This is a genomic window from Exiguobacterium sp. GL_137 (assembly GCF_057834585.1).
Window position 1 is genome coordinate 256,419 of record NZ_CM174406.1, and the last position, 16,454, is coordinate 272,872.

General features: G+C 48.2%; 15 protein-coding genes. 6 read left to right on the forward strand and 9 right to left on the reverse strand.

The genetic code is table 11. The annotated features are described in order from the left end of the window. Positions 1-23 precede the first annotated feature (23 nt). The 5 genes from AC3IRK_RS01460 (at position 24) to AC3IRK_RS01480 (ending at position 4,308) form a co-directional block, all read left to right on the forward strand. Positions 24-698 carry an NAD(P)H-dependent oxidoreductase gene (locus AC3IRK_RS01460; RefSeq protein WP_489170288.1) on the forward strand — a complete coding sequence of 225 codons (675 nt, stop codon included), beginning with the start codon at positions 24-26 and terminating at the stop codon, positions 696-698. A gap of 143 nt (positions 699-841) precedes the next feature. Continuing rightward, a complete protein-coding gene (gene speE / locus AC3IRK_RS01465) occupies positions 842-1,681 on the forward strand; it encodes a polyamine aminopropyltransferase (protein ID WP_026829494.1) in 840 nt (279 codons plus the stop codon). Between the two features lie 60 nt (positions 1,682-1,741). Beyond that, the gene (gene speB / locus AC3IRK_RS01470) at positions 1,742-2,614 is read left to right on the forward strand and encodes an agmatinase (protein WP_489170289.1); all 873 of its coding nucleotides are present in this window, start codon (positions 1,742-1,744) and stop codon (positions 2,612-2,614) included. Between the two features lie 319 nt (positions 2,615-2,933). Continuing rightward, complete coding sequence (locus AC3IRK_RS01475; RefSeq protein WP_489170290.1) at positions 2,934-3,728, forward strand: DUF4397 domain-containing protein; 795 nt, start codon at positions 2,934-2,936, stop codon at positions 3,726-3,728. Next, on the forward strand, positions 3,688-4,308 hold the full coding sequence (locus AC3IRK_RS01480) for a class F sortase (protein WP_251138828.1): 621 nt from the start codon (positions 3,688-3,690) through the stop codon (positions 4,306-4,308). Before AC3IRK_RS01475 ends, AC3IRK_RS01480 begins: the two co-directional genes overlap by 41 nt. A 51-nt stretch (positions 4,309-4,359) precedes the next feature. Here the strand turns inward: AC3IRK_RS01480 and AC3IRK_RS01485 are convergent, their stop codons facing one another. The 9 genes from AC3IRK_RS01485 to AC3IRK_RS01525 form a co-directional block, all read right to left on the reverse strand. Continuing rightward, a complete protein-coding gene (locus AC3IRK_RS01485) occupies positions 4,360-5,667 on the reverse strand; it encodes a protoglobin domain-containing protein (RefSeq protein WP_214855778.1) in 1,308 nt (435 codons plus the stop codon). A gap of 207 nt (positions 5,668-5,874) precedes the next feature. Beyond that, the gene (locus AC3IRK_RS01490) at positions 5,875-6,099 is read right to left on the reverse strand and encodes a hypothetical protein (RefSeq protein WP_131503277.1); all 225 of its coding nucleotides are present in this window, start codon (positions 6,097-6,099) and stop codon (positions 5,875-5,877) included. Between the two features lie 84 nt (positions 6,100-6,183). Further along, positions 6,184-6,390: a cation transporter gene (locus tag AC3IRK_RS01495; protein ID WP_114597139.1), complete on the reverse strand. Its 207-nt coding sequence runs from the start codon at positions 6,388-6,390 to the stop codon at positions 6,184-6,186. Next, the gene (locus AC3IRK_RS01500) at positions 6,387-8,519 is read right to left on the reverse strand and encodes a heavy metal translocating P-type ATPase (RefSeq protein ID WP_489170291.1); all 2,133 of its coding nucleotides are present in this window, start codon (positions 8,517-8,519) and stop codon (positions 6,387-6,389) included. The genes AC3IRK_RS01495 and AC3IRK_RS01500 overlap by 4 nt, the downstream gene beginning before the upstream one ends. 12 nt (positions 8,520-8,531) lie before the next feature. Beyond that, entirely contained in the window at positions 8,532-8,828 is a 297-nt protein-coding gene (locus AC3IRK_RS01505) for a metal-sensitive transcriptional regulator (protein WP_131503279.1), read from the reverse strand. Between the two features lie 292 nt (positions 8,829-9,120). Then, positions 9,121-10,653 (reverse strand): DHA2 family efflux MFS transporter permease subunit, encoded by a 1,533-nt coding sequence (locus tag AC3IRK_RS01510; protein WP_214855786.1) that lies wholly within the window; start codon positions 10,651-10,653, stop codon positions 9,121-9,123. 230 nt (positions 10,654-10,883) lie between these two features. Further along, positions 10,884-11,210: a bacillithiol system redox-active protein YtxJ gene (gene ytxJ, locus AC3IRK_RS01515; protein ID WP_131503281.1), complete on the reverse strand. Its 327-nt coding sequence runs from the start codon at positions 11,208-11,210 to the stop codon at positions 10,884-10,886. A gap of 5 nt (positions 11,211-11,215) precedes the next feature. Then, positions 11,216-12,841, reverse strand: a complete 1,626-nt coding sequence (locus tag AC3IRK_RS01520; protein WP_131503282.1) for an acetolactate synthase large subunit — start codon at positions 12,839-12,841, stop codon at positions 11,216-11,218. Next, positions 12,838-14,277: an NAD-dependent succinate-semialdehyde dehydrogenase gene (locus tag AC3IRK_RS01525; protein WP_131503283.1), complete on the reverse strand. Its 1,440-nt coding sequence runs from the start codon at positions 14,275-14,277 to the stop codon at positions 12,838-12,840. Before AC3IRK_RS01525 ends, AC3IRK_RS01520 begins: the two co-directional genes overlap by 4 nt. 366 nt (positions 14,278-14,643) lie before the next feature. Between AC3IRK_RS01525 and AC3IRK_RS01530 the strand changes: the two genes are divergently transcribed. After that, positions 14,644-16,344, forward strand: coding sequence for a glycoside hydrolase family 13 protein (locus AC3IRK_RS01530; protein WP_012369176.1), 1,701 nt, complete (start codon positions 14,644-14,646; stop codon positions 16,342-16,344). Positions 16,345-16,454: the final 110 nt, after the last annotated feature.

Consider the following 16,454-nt stretch of genomic DNA (forward strand, 5'->3'; position numbering starts at 1 on the left):
GTATTAATCAGGAGGAATCAGTTATGAATCACAATCAGACAAAACAACAGATTATCGATGCTTTTCAGTTCCGTCATGCAACCAAATCATTTGATCCGACTAAAAAAATAACAGAAGAAGATTTTTCATTTATTTTGGAGACAGCGCGTCTTTCACCGAGTTCTTTCGGATACGAACCATGGAATCTGCTTGTCATTCAAAACGAAGCCGTTCGAAATGAGATTCGGGACGTCTCGTGGGGAGCACAAGGTCAATTGCCGACAGCGAGCCACTACGTCATCTTTATGGCCCGGACAGGTGGACAGATGCAACGGGACGGGGAGCACGTGAAACATATGATGGATGTACTCGGTCTGTCGGATGAAGCAAAAGCCGGTCGGACAAAACGGTACGGTCTGTTCCTCGAAGAAGATTTCAAGATTGGGGATAATGAAAAGGCGATGGCCGATTGGTCGGCGAAACAAGCTTATATCGCGCTTGGAAACATGATGTCGACAGCAGCGCAAATCGGCATCGACTCGTGTCCGATTGAAGGATTCGATCAGCAGGCAGTGGAACAGATTCTCGAACGGCACGGTGTGCTCGACCGGTCTGTTTTCACCGTACCGGTCATGGTCGCATTCGGCTACCGGGCGGATGAACCGAAACGGGCGAAGCAGCGTCGGTGCCTGGATGAAATCGTCACGTTCGTCGACTAAAAAAACAGTCGAATCTTTTCGAATTATATAGAAGTTTCTTTCAAAGTCCGGTATACTCGCATTTGTATGATTAAGAAGCGCCGTAAACGCCACTCGCATACGAACAACTTTTGTCTTGATGAAAGAAAGGGGTTCTATCGCAAATGGAACAAAAATTAAAGTTATGGTTCACGGAACACCAAACGGAAGATTACGGTATCACATTCCGTGTCAACCACGTTTATGAGAGCGAACAAACGGAGTTTCAACGCCTGGAGATGGTTGAGACGGACGAGTTCGGTACAATGTTGTTACTTGACGGAATGGTCATGACGACAGATCGTGATGAGTTTGTCTATCACGAAATGGTCGCACACGTTCCACTCTTCACACACCCGAATCCAAAATCTGTTTTGGTCGTTGGTGGAGGAGACGGCGGAGTCATCCGTGAAGTCTTGAAGCATCCATCTGTTGAGAAGGCGGTTCTTGTCGAAATCGACGGAAAAGTCATCGAATACTCGAAAAAATATTTACCAAACATCGCAGGTGGTCTTGATGACGCACGTGTTGAAGTCATCGTCGGAGACGGATTCATGCATATTGCAGAAGCAGTCAACGAATATGATGTCATCATGGTGGATTCAACGGAACCGGTCGGTCCGGCCGTCAACCTGTTCACAAAAGGATTCTACTCAGGAATCTCAAAAGCATTAAAAGAAGACGGTATTTTCGTCGCTCAGTCGGATAACCCGTGGTTCACACCGGACTTAATCCGTGATGTGCAACGCGACGTTAAAGAAATCTTCCCGATCACAAAACTCTACATTGCCAACGTTCCGACGTATCCGAGCGGTCTGTGGACATTTACGATTGGATCGAAAAAACATGATCCCCTCGCTGTCGCACCAGAGCGTTTCCACGATATCGAAACGAAATACTATACACCGGAACTTCATACAGCTGCATTCGCGCTACCGAAGTTCGTCAAAGACTTAACGATTTAATTAAACGTCAGGAGTGTTCCGTTTTCAGGGGCACTCCTTTCTATGACTGGAGGAATAATGATGCGATTTGATGAAGCTTACTCAGGTAAGGTATTTATCGCGAGTCAACCGTCTCACGAAGATGCAAAAGGTGTGTTGTACGGTATGCCGATGGACTGGACGGTCAGTTTCCGCCCCGGTTCACGGTTTGGTCCGGCCCGGATCCGTGAAGTCTCACTCGGACTTGAAGAATACAGTCCGTATCTTGACGGCGATATCGCCGATGCGAAACTGTTTGACGCTGGAGATATCCCGCTTCCATTCGGTAATGCGCAAAAATCACTTGATATGATTGAAGAATACGTAGACTCGTTATTGACGGCAGGTAAGTTCCCGCTCGGTATGGGCGGCGAACACCTCGTTACATGGCCGGTCGTCAAAGCTTTTGATAAACATTACGAAGATTTTGTTGTCCTGCACTTTGATGCACATACGGACTTACGCGATTCGTATGAAGGAGAACCGTTGTCGCACTCGACACCTCTCAAAAAAATCGCGAACTTGATTGGACCGGAAAACTGTTATTCGTTCGGCATTCGTTCAGGGATGAAAGAAGAGTTTGAATGGGCGAAGACATCCGGTTACAACCTGTTCAAATACGAAATCGTTGAACCGTTGAAAGCAGTTTTACCGAAACTTGCCGGTAAAAAGGTCTACGTGACAATTGATATCGATGTCCTTGATCCTTCGGCGGCACCCGGAACCGGTACGCAGGAAATCGGCGGTGTGACAACAAAAGAATTACTTGAAGTCGTCCATATGATTGCACGGGCTGATGTTGACGTCATCGGAGCTGATCTCGTAGAGGTTTGCCCGGCGTATGATCAGTCAGACATGACAGCAATTGCGGCTGCTAAAGTCTTGCGTGAAATGATGATTGGTTTTATAAAGTAAAAGAAAAGGTCAGATCCGTTTTTGCGGAATCTGACCTTTTTGTTGTCAGACAGACAGTTCATACAAACCGCAGTTACCAAAACCGAACAGCAACAGTGCGGGTACACAGTAAAATGAATGTGATCATACGGACGGAAATCATCTCATTTCGTCAGGAAACTTAATGTGTTTTTCCTGACAAGAAAGCACACTCAGACATTTACAGGTTTGAACAATTGCTTTAAGTTTAAGATGTCACCACAAACAGAATATTCTGAATGTAAAACGAAATGTTGGTTTGAGAGCGAAATACATCATGACATGAGAGGTGGAAAAAAAGATGAAGAAACTCTTATCTTTCGTCACAGCTGCTCTGCTATTCGCACTATTTGTGCTCCCGGTAGGTGCAGCAGACGATGCAATGGTTCGTGTGATTCACGCTTCACCTGATGCTCCCGCAGTGGACATCGCCGTCGATGGCAAAAAAGCAGTCTCAGGAGCAGAATTTAAAGCCGTTACAGATTATCTCACTCTCCCAGCCGGAGAACATAAAATAGAAGTCTTCGCAGCCGGTACAACAAAAGATCCTGTACTTTCTCAAACACTCAACATCGAAGCCGGAAAATTCTATTCTGTAGCCGCAATCGGTAAATTGGCAGATATCAAACTTGCTGTCATGGAAGATAACGGCAAAGGCGAAGATGGAAAATCAATGGTCCGTGTCGCTCACTTTGCACCGGATGCACCAGCCGTTGATGTCGCACCAAAAGGTGGAGATCCGCTCTTCAGCGACCTCGAGTTCTCGAAAGTCTCTGACTACGGTACACTGGATGCCGGTACGTACGACCTTGAAGTACGACCAGCCGGTGCAACGGATGTCGTTAAAGCACTCGACGGTATCAAACTCGACAGTGGCAAAAACTATACAGCACTCGCAATTGGACTCCTTGAAGGCGAACCGGCCTTTGACGTCCTCCTGATTCCGGACGGCGGTGAAATGGCAGCAATGCCGGACACTGGTCTTGGCGGAACAACTGAAAATTCTTCGATGGCGACAACTTGGGCACTCGTAGCACTTTCTGGAGCTGCACTTGTTGGGACAGCTTATGTCGTCCGTCGTAAACAAAACGCGTAATCTCTTATTATTTCTCACCGTGGTGCTTGCAGGGTGTGGAGGAGCAGAAGAGGCTTCTCCGCCGCGCTCTGAGGAACCGGCACCACCTGTCGTCGAATCACCGGCACCAAAGTCTGACTCAAAAGCAGAAGCCGTCGAAACATTCATACCGAACCGTTTAAAAATCCCGGCGATCGATGTGAATGCAAAGATTGAAGTCGTTGGAAAAGATGATAAGGGACGGATGGATGTTCCGAAGCAGACGGATCAAGTCGGTTGGTACCAATACGGGGCAAAAGCCAATCAGACCGGCAATGTCATTTTGGCAGGACATTTAGATGACACGGATGGTCCGGCTGTCTTTTATGACTTGGCAAAAGTGAAACGGGGACAACGGATTGAAGTAAGTTCTAAAACGGGAGAACAGGTTTCATACGTGGTGACGAACGTAATGTCTTATCCCGTTGACCAGGCACCTGTCGGATCAATTTTTGGTGCGACACTTGCGCAACGTTTAACGTTAATCACCTGTGTCGGAACGTTTACCCAATCAAAAGGATACGATCAGCGATTGGTTGTGACCGCCGAACAGGAAAAATAAACGAAGGGACCTTTCCGCTAACGGAGAGGTCCCTTCGTTTGTTTCGTTTGCTCAAGCATTGACTTCAGAAGCGGCAACGAGATCTGTCGTTAAGGCAGACAATCCTTGGGTCGTCTGACTGATTCCTTGAATCGTTTGAACGATTTGGCTTAAGTCGTTTTTGTTGCGACCGAACATCTCCAGATAGTTTTCCATTTCCTGTTTAACGGTATGGATACCGCTCTTCACTTGTTGAAGTTCGTTACGGGAAGCAGAATTTGACCGGGTGATATCATCCATTTGGGAAACAAGTTCATTGATGTTCCCGTTATTTTTTTGAATCAACGTATTGATACTGCTGCTGAGTAATTTCGCATTTTCCGCCAAGTTACGGACTTCGATTGCGACGACAGAGAATCCTTTACCGTGTTCACCGGCACGAGCCGCTTCAATGGAAGCATTCAAGGCAAGTAAGTTCGTCTGATTGGCAATATCTTCGATGCCTTGTGTCATCTTGACGATTTCGTCTGATGTCGTTTTCAGTTGCTGGATACTTGTCAATGAAGTGCTGACCTGTTCTGTTGCCTGTACAAACTGCTGCTCCATTTTATCCATTTTCGTCTCATTTTCTGACGTCAATCCGACCAGATTACGGCTTGTTTTTTCCGTTTGATCCGTTTCGGATAAGATTTGTGTCGCCCGGCGGCTCGTCTCGGAAATCGCTTCTTCCGTCTGTTCGACGGTGCTTGCGACTTCTTGACTGACACGGACGACGTCCTGCAACAGACGGCTCCGTGATTCGTTGGCTGCACTCACTTCATGCAAGCGGGCATCAACATACTGGCTTGTCACGATTTGAGCATCAAGATTCATCGCATGATTCAGCGCCAGAATCGCATTCGTCAATCGTGCCGGATCATGTTGGAAATGTTCGACGATTTTTGGAATCAACAATGTATTGAACGCCGCATAAGAAGCGATGAACCAGGTCACCGGGACGAAGTTACGGTTATGGGTTTTCCCCATTCGTGTCCGCATCGCAAGAAATTTATCATCCATATTTCCTGTCAATAAACTACCGAAGTAGTCGGCAAATACTTTTTTCAGACGTTCGCGTGTGGATGAATTTTGAGCGATTTGAACCATTTCAGGATGAAGAAGTAAATGATCAAGTACTTGCTCGAGCACTTCATCCAAAATGCTGTTGACGATAGGCGCCATGGCTTTCAAAGTTTGCAGATGTTCTTCCGTATAGCCCATGTATTCCAGGCGTCCGGTTAAGGTCGGATCACTGGTTTTAGTGATTAGTCGTTTGTCTGGGAATCCGATTGTCGCCTGATAGGTCGACATCGATGATTTAGCTTTAAATGGATTGCGCACGATATGCCCCCGATTTTCTTGGAATTAAGATTTTTAATGTCTTATTTGTTATCGGCTGTTTTAAGAACTCTGATAATCGTTTTCTGAAGAATTTGTCGGATGTGAATAAAGTATTGACCTGAAATCAAAAAACTCATGATCAAGGACCATGAGTGGAATGACCGCTTCTGAAACGAAGGGTACCTGCTATATATGTCAAACGGTGATTTAAACCGGTTGATCTTCTTGGAAGGCTTTTTTGGCATCGACAATCGATCGCATCCGATTCACACAAGTTTGGACGAATTGAATGTCGATGGACGTAAACCGGGTGACAGGTCCTTTGGCTGATTCAGCACTGAATGTGAAGGTTCCGAGATTCCAAAGTTCGATTTTAAATCGTTTTCCTTTGTTGTCATCGAAGTGTTCTACGAATTCGATTTTCGGTACCATACGAACCCCTCCTTGTAGAACCATTCCCGTTTTTTTCAAAATAAAAAAGCCAAACTGCATGTTTCGCGCAGTTTGACTAAAAAATTAGGCAGTCGGAACATCGTATCCAATTTCTTCAATCGCTTCGACGAGACGTTCTGTTGCGACGTCTTCATGTGTCACCGTAACATTGTTGTCTGCAAGTGAGACGGTTGCATTCGTTACACCATTGAGTTCGTTTAACGCCGATTCGACGCTTGCTTTACAGTGATTGCACGTCATTCCGACGACAGTTAAAGTTGTTTCTTTCATGATTGGTTTCCTCCTTTGGATAGTGGAATACGTTTTAAGCGTAACGCATTTGTGACGACAGAGACAGAGCTGAATGCCATCGCGGCACCTGCGACCCAAGGGGCAAGCAGGCCGAGGCAGGCAATCGGAATCCCGATTGCATTATAACCGAGGGCGAAAAACAGATTCTGCCGAATGTTCTTCATCGTTTGTTCGCTGAGCCGGATGGCTGTAAGGACTTGCTGCAGGTCATGTCCAAGTAACGTGACATCTGCCGCTTCGAGTGCGACATCTGTTCCGCTGCCGAGGGCAATCCCGACATTTGCCGTCGCAAGAGCCGGCGCATCATTGATCCCGTCTCCGACCATCGCGACCCGTTGTCCTTTCGATTGAAGGGCTTTGATATGATCAGCTTTTTCAATCGGCAGGACATCGGAAAAGACATGGGTCTGTGGAATCTGAAGTTCCGTTGCGAGTTGTAGGGCGACTTCGCGCCGGTCTCCGGTCAGCAGGTAAACCGCTTTTGTCTGCTGAATCTCCTGAATGACCTGTTTGGTAGTCGGTTTCAGCTCATCCCGGATCGCATAACCCGCTTCAATCGTTCCGTTTACCGTGACATACACAACGGTTGCGCCGACAGATGTCCAGTCGGGCAGGGAGAAGCCGTGTTCCTCCATCATCCGTGCCGACCCGACCATGATGTCCTGATTCATAATCGATCCCCGGACACCGCGTCCCGGATCGACTGTAAAGTGTTCGATGTCAAAGACGACATCGCGCTCTTCGGTAATGGCATGAGCCAGTGGATGTTCCGATTTTTTTTCAAGAGCCGCTGCAAAATCGAGTGCCTGTTCCTGTCCGAACGTCTCGATCACGACCGGGCGGCCAATCGTCAATGTTCCGGTCTTATCAAAGACAACAGCATCCACGTGTTGTAACGACTCGAGTTGTGCTCCTCCTTTAAACAAAACACCGTGTTCTGCCCCTTTACCCGTCCCGACCATGATCGATGTCGGAGTCGCAAGACCGAGGGCACAGGGACAGGCAATAACGAGAACGGCAATTGCCGGACGAATCGCTTCGGCGAATGAACCGGTCGTCCACCACCAGACGGCAAGCGTCACGAGTGCTATGGCGACGACGATCGGGACGAAGATACCGGAAATCCGGTCGGCCTGACGCTGAATAGGGGCTTTTTCCGTTTGCGCTTGTTCGACGACACGGATGATGCTTGCGAGCATCGTCTCCTGACCGACTTTCGTGGCTTGAATCGTCAGGTGACCGTTCGTGTTCAAGGTCCCGCCGATTACAACATCCTCGATTCCTTTATGAGCCGGAAGTGGTTCTCCGGTCAACATCGATTCGTCGAGATAAGCATCACCGGCTGTGATGACACCGTCGACCGGAATTTTTTGACCGGGTTTAACGATCAACTGCATGCCGGGTTGAACCTGATCGAGTGAAACCGTCCGCTCGACGCCTTGCTCCAGGACGATAGCATCTGTCGCCTGCAAGGAAAGGAGGCTTTTGATGGCACCCGTTGTTTGTTGTTTGGCACGATCCTCGAGGACTTTTCCGAGCAGGACGAGCGTAATCAGAACAGCACTGGTCTCAAAGTAGAGATTCGGCATCACCGGGTGAATGATCATTTCGGCAACGGAATAGAAATAGGCTGCGGACGTTCCAAGTACGACCAGGACGTCCATGTTGGCACTCCCGCTCCGAAGACTTTTATAGGCACCGACATAGAAGGGGGCACCGATGATGAACTGGACCGGCGTCGCCAGGGCGAACTGCAGCCAGGGGTTCATGAGCCAAAGCAGATGGATCGGACTGTTCGGAATGTGGGAGACCATACTGAGCAGTAACGGCAGGGACAAGAAAGCGGCAATCCAAAAACGGTAGAGCATCCGGCGGTTTTGCACCTGTTCGTGTGGCGTCGTTTTAATCGTGGCACCATATCCGATTTTTTTAATCTTATCTAAAATCAGTTGTTCATCCATCTCTTCTGGAACATCAATCCGTGCTGTTTCGAGCGGCAGGTTGACGGTGGCTTCGACTCCGTCCATCCGGTTCAAGACCTTTTCTATCCGGGCCGAACAGGCCGCACACGTCATGCCTTCGATATTCAGTTCCATCGTTTTCGACATTGAAATCCCTCCTTACTTCTTAAGACGGGCAATAACGGCCATCAGTTCATCAACGTAGACATCTGTATCCTGTTTGCCGGTCGCCGCATCGTGCATACACATTTTGACGTGGCGTTCGATGACCTGCAACTCGACTTGGCGGAGCGCCGCTTGAATCGATGCGGTCTGGGTCAGGATATCGATACAATACCGGTCTTCTGCGACCATGTTGGCAATGCCGCGGACTTGGCCTTCAATTCGTTTTAAACGTTTCAATAAGGCGTCTTGTTCTTCCGCGGAACGGGGAACAAGAGGATGATCGTGCGTCATGGGGAACACCTCTTTCTTGGTTAGTTGATACATTGAGTATATCATATAGGTATAGGGGGTACTAGTATAAAGATTGATTTTCAAAAAAACCAAATGAAAAAGGCAACGGATTTGGTGTCCGTCGCCTAATCATCAAAGAAAAAGTGTTCGTTTGCTCGAAATCGCTTCCTAGGAAAAAAACAAGCAGGAGCGACCCTGCAGCGAAGCGAAGCGGCGCGATGATTGTTCCAGGAAAACGATTCAAAGCAAACAACAAGAGGTTCTTCCCGATAACGGGAAAAACCTCTTGGCGTTATTGATTGGAAACTTGCGGTTTAATGATTTGTTCATTCAACGACCGGTTACTGATCATGTCTTCCGCTTGGGTCGCCCGTTTAATGAAGAACGACAGAACAAACGCGAGACCTGCGATGAACGTTGAGATGAAGAACGCATAGTTGATGCCGTCAAGCGTTGCCTGCATGATGATTTGTTGTTTCATCGCGGCTGCGGCTTCCGCTGTGGGTTGGCTCGTCATGTTTTTCGCTGCTTCTTGTGCAAGTTCCGTTCCACGCGTTTTTGCGTGCGTAGACATGATTGTAACGAGAAGTGCCGTTCCGATTGCACCGGAAACTTGTTGCAACGTATTATTCATCGCCGTTCCGTGCGGATAGTAACGCGTCGGTAATTGGTTGAGACCGTTCGTCGAGACCGGCATCATGACCATCGACATCCCGAACATCCGGAGTGAGTAGAGAATGATCAAGTGTGTATAGGTCGTATCCATTTTAAGCTGACTGAAATAATAACTCGTGACGACGGTGATGAACAAGCCGGTGATGGCAAGTGGACGACCGCCGATTTTATCAAACAGTTTCCCGTTGATCGGTGACATGACCGCCATGAGGATCGCACCCGGCAGTAACATCAGACCGGCATCGAGCGGAGAAATTCCGCGAATCGTCTGAACGTAAATCGGTAACAGCAACATACCGGAGAACATCGCGATTGTGACGACCATCGAGATGACGGACGATAAAGCAAACATCGGATAACGGTAAATTTTGAAGTTCAGCATCGGACGTTCCATTTTCAACTGACGTGTGATGAACGTGACGAGTGCGACGACTCCGATAATCAACGCTAAAATGACTTGCAGACTGTCCCAACCTTTTGAGCCGGCAGAACTGAAACCATAGAGCAGACCGCCGAATCCGAAGGACGACAAGACGACAGACATAAAGTCGAGTTTAGCGTTAGACCGTTCTTTTACATCACGAAGCAGGACGAATCCGGCAACGAGGACAAGTAAGGCGATTGGTGTAATGAAGTGGAACAACATCCGCCAATCGTAATGTTCGATGATCCAACCGGAAAGAGTTGGACCAATTGCGGGAGCACCCATCATGATGAGTCCGAAGAAGCCCATCGCCGTTCCGCGTTTTTCAATCGGGAAGCTGACGAGCATGACGTTCATCAGAAGCGGCATCATGATTGCGGATCCGGAAGCCTGGACCATCCGTCCGGCAAGCAAGACCGGGAAAGCATCCGCGAAGCCGGCAAGAATCGTACCGGCAGAGAACAACGTCATCGCGAGCAGGAACAGACGACGGACTGAGAATTTTTGAATCAGGAAAGCAGAGGTCGGGATCAAAATCCCGTTGACGAGCATGAAACCGGTCGATAACCACTGGACCGTTGACGTTTCAATTTCAAGATCCTTCATGATGGAAGGTAAAGCAATGTTCAGTAATGTGTTATTTAAAAAAGCGATAAAGGCACCAATCATCAATACGGCAAGGATGCCGTAAGGGGGACGAGCGGTAGCAGATTTTTCGTGTGACATGGTTTTCCTCCTTAATGAACTAACAGTACACAATTCTATACGGTCGTTATATCTGTTGTCTATCTTAATCTGAATTAGCTTGAATTACAAATATTAATAGCTAAGAAAGGTAATTTTATTTGTTATGAAGAAGACGGGCTGTAATGGAATATGAAATCATCAAAAAAACGTGCGCCTTTTCCTGTTAGGAAGCAACAGGAAAAGGCGCACGCTTAGAAATGCCGGGACAATCATCCGACGTGCGTGTGTAAGGCATCTGTCGTGATGTCATAATGAGAGGTCGTCCAGACCGCTTTTCCATCTTGAATGAACAAGACTTGCGGTGATTCATGCCGGACGTTGTACTGTTCTGCGATGTGATTCGATAATGTCCGTGCTTCCTGAATCAATAAATAAGCAGTCGGAATTTCTGTCGTATCCGCATACTTCGTATAGGCGGAAAAACCGGCTGAACTAATCGGACAGGTCGTGCTGTGTTTACAAATCACGAATGTTGCATGTTCGGAAACGAATTGATCAAAGTCGGAAATCGATTGTAATTTTCTGAGTTGTGTCATTTTTATCAGCCTCCATAAGTCCGTAAACGGTCACTTAACTTCAGATTTTCCCTGTAATCGACCGGACAGTCAATTAAAACGGGTCCGTCACTCAGAAAAGCTTGTTCAAGACAACTGGACAGGGTGCCATGTTCTCCGACACGCAGACCAAGTGCTCCAAAGGCGACCGCCAGTTTGACGAGATCCGGATTGTCGAATTCGATATAAGGTGCACGACCGTACGCTTGCTGTTGTTTCCATTCAATCAGTCCGTATGTGCCGTCGCGCCAGATGATGACGACGATCGGCAATTTCAACCGAACTGCGGTCTCGAGATCCTGACCGTTCATTAAGAAGGCACCGTCACCTGAAGCGCAGAGGACACGTTGATCCGGGTGCAACAGTTTAGCGGCAATCGCACTCGACAAGCCGTATCCCATCGAAGAAAAACCGTTCGAGATAAACAATTGATTGGGGCGTGTCGTCTGAAAATGCCGTCCGAGCCATACTTTGTGGGCCCCGACGTCTGAAAAAATCATCCCGTCCTCACCGGTTGCCTGTTCGAGCTCACGCACGATGCTTTGGGGATGCAACGGAAGGGCAAGGGAATACGTCGCCCGGATTTCCTGACGCAACCGGTCGCGGTCCTGTTGCCATCCGGTCCAGGACCGGTTCGGAATACTTTCCGAAAGCAGATGCAGAATGTCAGGTAACGAGCCAATTAAATTCGCGACGACAGGATAGAACTGATCGATTTCATGCTGATTCGTATCAATATGCAAAACGGGCGTCTGATTCGGATTCCACTTCGAGGGCGGCAACTCTGTAATATCGTAGCCGACAGCGATAATCAAATCACTTTGATCCAGAATCCGTTGGTTATAATCGGCATTCGGTAAGCCGATCGTATGGGCTGCGAGCTCATGAAAAGACGAGATTGTTCCTTTTCCCATCATCGTCTCGACGACAGGGGCGCCTAACCGCTCGAAGAAAGCATGAAAAGCATCCGTAGCGCCACTCCGGTTGATACCGAATCCGGCAATCACGACCGGCCGTTCTGCTTGTTCGATTTGTAACAGGACATCACTGTCCGTAACCGATGTCGGATGCAGGAAGGTCGGAGTACTGTCGCGTAAAATCGGTGTCTTGGCATCAACATCGGCTTTTGCGATATCTTCCGGGAACGAGAGATGCGTCGCACCGGGTTTTTCGGAAACCGCCTTCGCGAAGGCTTGGCGAACGACTTCTGAAATGATGTCTCCCGACACAATCGATGTACTTGCTTTCGTGATCGGCCGATACATCTCGACTAAATCAAACATTTGATGGGACGCTTTATGTTGGCGCCACGTCGCACCTTGTCCGGTAATGGCGACGACCGGCGAGTGATCCATCGTCGCACTTGCGATTCCCGTCATCATGTTGGTCGCTCCGGGACCAAGCGTCGACAGACAAACGCCGGGGCGCCCGCTCAACCGGCCGAACATCGAAGCCATGAAGGCGGCATTCGTCTCATGACGTGTCGTGATGAACGTGATATCTGATTTGCTGATTGCTTCAAGTAAGGTGATGTTCTCTTCACCGGGAACGCCGAAAATGTGCGTGACTCCCTCGGCCTCCAGACACTGGACAAATCGTTCGGCCGCGTTCATTGGTCGAGTCCGCCAATCGATACATACTTCGTCTCAAGGTAGGCTTCAAGACCTTCCGATCCGCCTTCGCGACCGACACCGGATTGTTTCATACCGCCGAACGGGGCCTGAGCGGCTGAAGGCACACCGTCATTCCATCCGACGATGCCGTAGTCGAGATGCTCGATGGCTTTAAAAGCGCGGGCATAATTGTTCGTAAAGACGTAAGAGGCAAGACCAAACGGCGTTTGGTTGGCATAATGGACAGCTTCTTCATCCGAACTGACGCGCTGGACAGGTGCGACCGGACCAAAGGTTTCTTCATTCATGATCAGCATCTGCGGAGTGACATCCGCAAGAACGGTTGCCTCATAATAGTAGACTTCGTTTTCGTCATCCGTTTGTCCTGATCCGCCGGTGACAACGCGGGCACCCGCCGATGTCGCATCATCAACATGTTTTTTGACCTTATCGAAGCCGGCCTTATTGATCATCGGACCGATCTTTGTTTCTTCTTCCAGTCCGTTGCCGGTTTTGAGTTTAGCGGTTTCCTGACCGAGCTTTTCAACGAACGCATCATAGATTGAATCCGATACGTAGATACGGTTTCCGCAGACACAGGTCTGTCCGCCGTTGCGGAATTTCGATTTGATCGTTTCCCGGACGGCAAGATCGAGGTCGCAATCGTCAAAGACAAGAATCGGGGCGTGTCCGCCAAGTTCGAGTGACATGGCTTTGATGGTCTCTGCGCCTTGCGCCATCAACGTCCGACCGACTTCCGTCGACCCCGTGAACGTGATCTTAGCAACATGTGGATGAGTGGCGAGGGATTCGCCTAAGTCTTTTCCGCTTCCGGTCACCGCATTGACGACGCCGTCCGGAATGCCGACTTCCTGACAAAGTTCAAGCAGCCGGAGTGCAGTCAATGGAGTAGCCGTTGGTGGTTTCAGGACAAATGTACAGCCTGCGACGAGCGCTGGTGCCAATTTCCGGGTAATCATGGCAGCCGGGAAGTTCCATGGGGTAATCGCAGCAACGACCCCGACCGGTTGTTTGATGACGTGGAGACGTTTAGTCGCATCATGCGACGGGATGATCCGGCCATAAGCCCGTTTTCCTTCTTCCGCAAACCACTTGACGAAGTTTGCCGCGTACTCGACTTCACCTTCCGACTCCGCGAGCGGTTTGCCCATCTCGAGTGTCATCAAGCGGGCCAATTCATCTTTTTTCTCAAGCATTTTCGCATACAATTTTTCAAGAAGCGCCGCGCGTTCATAAACCGTCCGTTTCGACCATTCCGGAAAAGCCTTGTGAGCTGCTTCAACCGCTTCATTAACATCGGATTTCGTTCCGTTTGGCACACTGCCGACGATTTCACCTGTCGCCGGATTTTTCACATCCGTCCGTTCACGTCCCTGATCGAGCCACTGCCCATTGATTAAAAACTGCCCCTTCATTTACAAAATCCCCCTTTTTTATTCGCATTGTTAAAGATATACCCGAAGATTGAAAAAAAGATTCACTTTTCCGAAAAAGGTTGTGCAAATGGCTAGAAATTGACCGATAAACAGTGTAGGATAATTCAGTAAATGTAATGTATTTTTTCAATAACAATTCGTAAAGAATCAAATTTCATACATGTGTGAAGTGATGGAGAATGTCCCGAATCATTGACATTCCAACTGGGTTTGATAAGATAAATATAGGGTATTTGCGCAATCGGTTGCGCTTAATTAGAATGAACCGATGATTACTATAAAATATCAAGAATTAGTATAAAAAAACGGACAACAAAGACTGAAATACGAGAGGATTTATCCATAATGACACAAATGATACCGCGCCCTGAAACGGCACAAAAAACACTTACACGAGCTTGGTGGAAAGAAGCCGTTGCTTACCAAATCTATCCACGCAGCTTTTATGATGCAAACAATGATGGAATCGGCGATATCCCGGGTATCATCGCAAAATTGGATTATCTGAAAGATCTCGGAGTCGATGTACTATGGATTTGCCCCATGTTCAAATCACCGAATGATGACAACGGATATGACATCAGTGATTATGAAGACATCATGGACGAATTCGGAACGATGGCCGATTTTGATTTATTAATGGAAGAAGCACATAAACGTGACATTAAAGTATTACTCGATTTAGTCGTCAACCACACGTCGGATGAACACCCGTGGTTCCTCGAATCCCGTTCGTCAAAAGATAATGACAAACGCGACTGGTACATCTGGAAGGATGCCGTCAACGGCGGTGAACCGAATAACTGGGAAAGTATCTTCGGCGGTTCCGCTTGGGAATACGATGAAAAGACCGAGCAGTATTTCCTGCACGTCTTCTCACGTCGTCAACCTGACTTGAACTGGCGGAATAAAGACATGCGCCAAGCGGTCTACACGATGATCAACTGGTGGCTCGACAAAGGGGTCGATGGTTTCCGGATTGATGCCATCAGCCATATTAATAAAGATCAGTCATACGCAGATCTTCCGAATCCACTCGGCATGCCGCACGTGCCATCGTTTGAGATGCACATGAATGTCGAAGGGATTCACGAATATCTCGAAGAATTGAAAAACGAGACGTTCTCAAAATACGACATCATGACAGTCGGTGAAGCAAACGGTGTAACGCCGGAAGAAGCAGATCTTTGGGTCGGAGAAGAAAACGGCAAGATGAACATGGTCTTCCAGTTTGAACACATGGACCTGTGGCGGGCAGATGCCGAAAAAGGCGTCGACGTTGTTAAACTGAAACAAGTTTTGACGAAATGGCAAAAAGGACTTGAAGAAACAGGCTGGAATGCACTGTATCTTGAAAACCACGATAAGGTCCGCTCCGTCTCCCTTTGGGGTGATGAAGGACAATACTGGAAACAAAGCGCGAAGTCACTTGCGATGATGTATTTCTTCATGCAAGGAACACCGTTCATCTATCAAGGACAAGAAATCGGGATGACGAACGTCCAGTTCCCGGATATCTCCGACTACGATGATGTCGCGACGAAAAACATGTACAACATGCAACTGGCATCAGGGAAAACACACGAAGAGATCATGGAAGTCATCTGGAACTCGTCGCGTGATAACTCCCGGACACCAATGCAGTGGACAAATGAACAAAACGGCGGTTTCTCGGAACAATCCCCATGGTTCGGTGTCAATCCGAACTTTGCCGACATCAACGTGGCGGCGCAGCAAGCCGATGAGGATTCGATCCTGAACTTCTATAAACGGATGATTCAAATCCGGAAGATGGAAGAGACGTTGATTTACGGAGAATACGATCTCATTCTTCCGGAAGATACAAAAGTCTATGGTTACACGCGGACGCTCGGAAACGAACAGTTCCTGATTGTGACGAACCTGAAAGACGAAGTGGCGGAAGTCGACACCGACATCATCCTCCATTCGGATAACATCATGCTTGCGAACTATGAGACAACGTATCATGAAGGAACCGAACTCACGCTTCAACCTTTCGAAGCACGCCTGTACCGCGTACGTTAAAACAAGGCTGGATTTGGCAGATGCCAAATCCAGCCTTTGCTGTCGTGAAAAAAGAAATCAAGAAGATGCAGGACAGAAGAAAATCGTGTACGCTAGACGATGAGGTGATA

Excerpts from the sequence above, each read along its gene's own strand:
- speE (WP_026829494.1), top strand. The coding sequence starts at position 842 with ATGGAACAAAAATTAAAGTTATGGTTCACGGAACACCAAACGGAAGAT.
- AC3IRK_RS01510 (WP_214855786.1), bottom strand. The coding sequence starts at position 10,653 with ATGTCACACGAAAAATCTGCTACCGCTCGTCCCCCTTACGGCATCCTT.
- AC3IRK_RS01520 (WP_131503282.1), bottom strand. The coding sequence starts at position 12,841 with ATGAACGCGGCCGAACGATTTGTCCAGTGTCTGGAGGCCGAGGGAGTC.
- speB (WP_489170289.1), top strand. The coding sequence starts at position 1,742 with ATGCGATTTGATGAAGCTTACTCAGGTAAGGTATTTATCGCGAGTCAA.
- AC3IRK_RS01500 (WP_489170291.1), bottom strand. The coding sequence starts at position 8,519 with ATGTCGAAAACGATGGAACTGAATATCGAAGGCATGACGTGTGCGGCC.
- ytxJ (WP_131503281.1), bottom strand. The coding sequence starts at position 11,210 with ATGACACAACTCAGAAAATTACAATCGATTTCCGACTTTGATCAATTC.
- AC3IRK_RS01525 (WP_131503283.1), bottom strand. The coding sequence starts at position 14,277 with ATGAAGGGGCAGTTTTTAATCAATGGGCAGTGGCTCGATCAGGGACGT.
- AC3IRK_RS01475 (WP_489170290.1), top strand. The coding sequence starts at position 2,934 with ATGAAGAAACTCTTATCTTTCGTCACAGCTGCTCTGCTATTCGCACTA.
- AC3IRK_RS01460 (WP_489170288.1), top strand. The coding sequence starts at position 24 with ATGAATCACAATCAGACAAAACAACAGATTATCGATGCTTTTCAGTTC.
- AC3IRK_RS01490 (WP_131503277.1), bottom strand. The coding sequence starts at position 6,099 with ATGGTACCGAAAATCGAATTCGTAGAACACTTCGATGACAACAAAGGA.
- AC3IRK_RS01495 (WP_114597139.1), bottom strand. The coding sequence starts at position 6,390 with ATGAAAGAAACAACTTTAACTGTCGTCGGAATGACGTGCAATCACTGT.
- AC3IRK_RS01530 (WP_012369176.1), top strand. The coding sequence starts at position 14,644 with ATGACACAAATGATACCGCGCCCTGAAACGGCACAAAAAACACTTACA.
- AC3IRK_RS01505 (WP_131503279.1), bottom strand. The coding sequence starts at position 8,828 with ATGACGCACGATCATCCTCTTGTTCCCCGTTCCGCGGAAGAACAAGAC.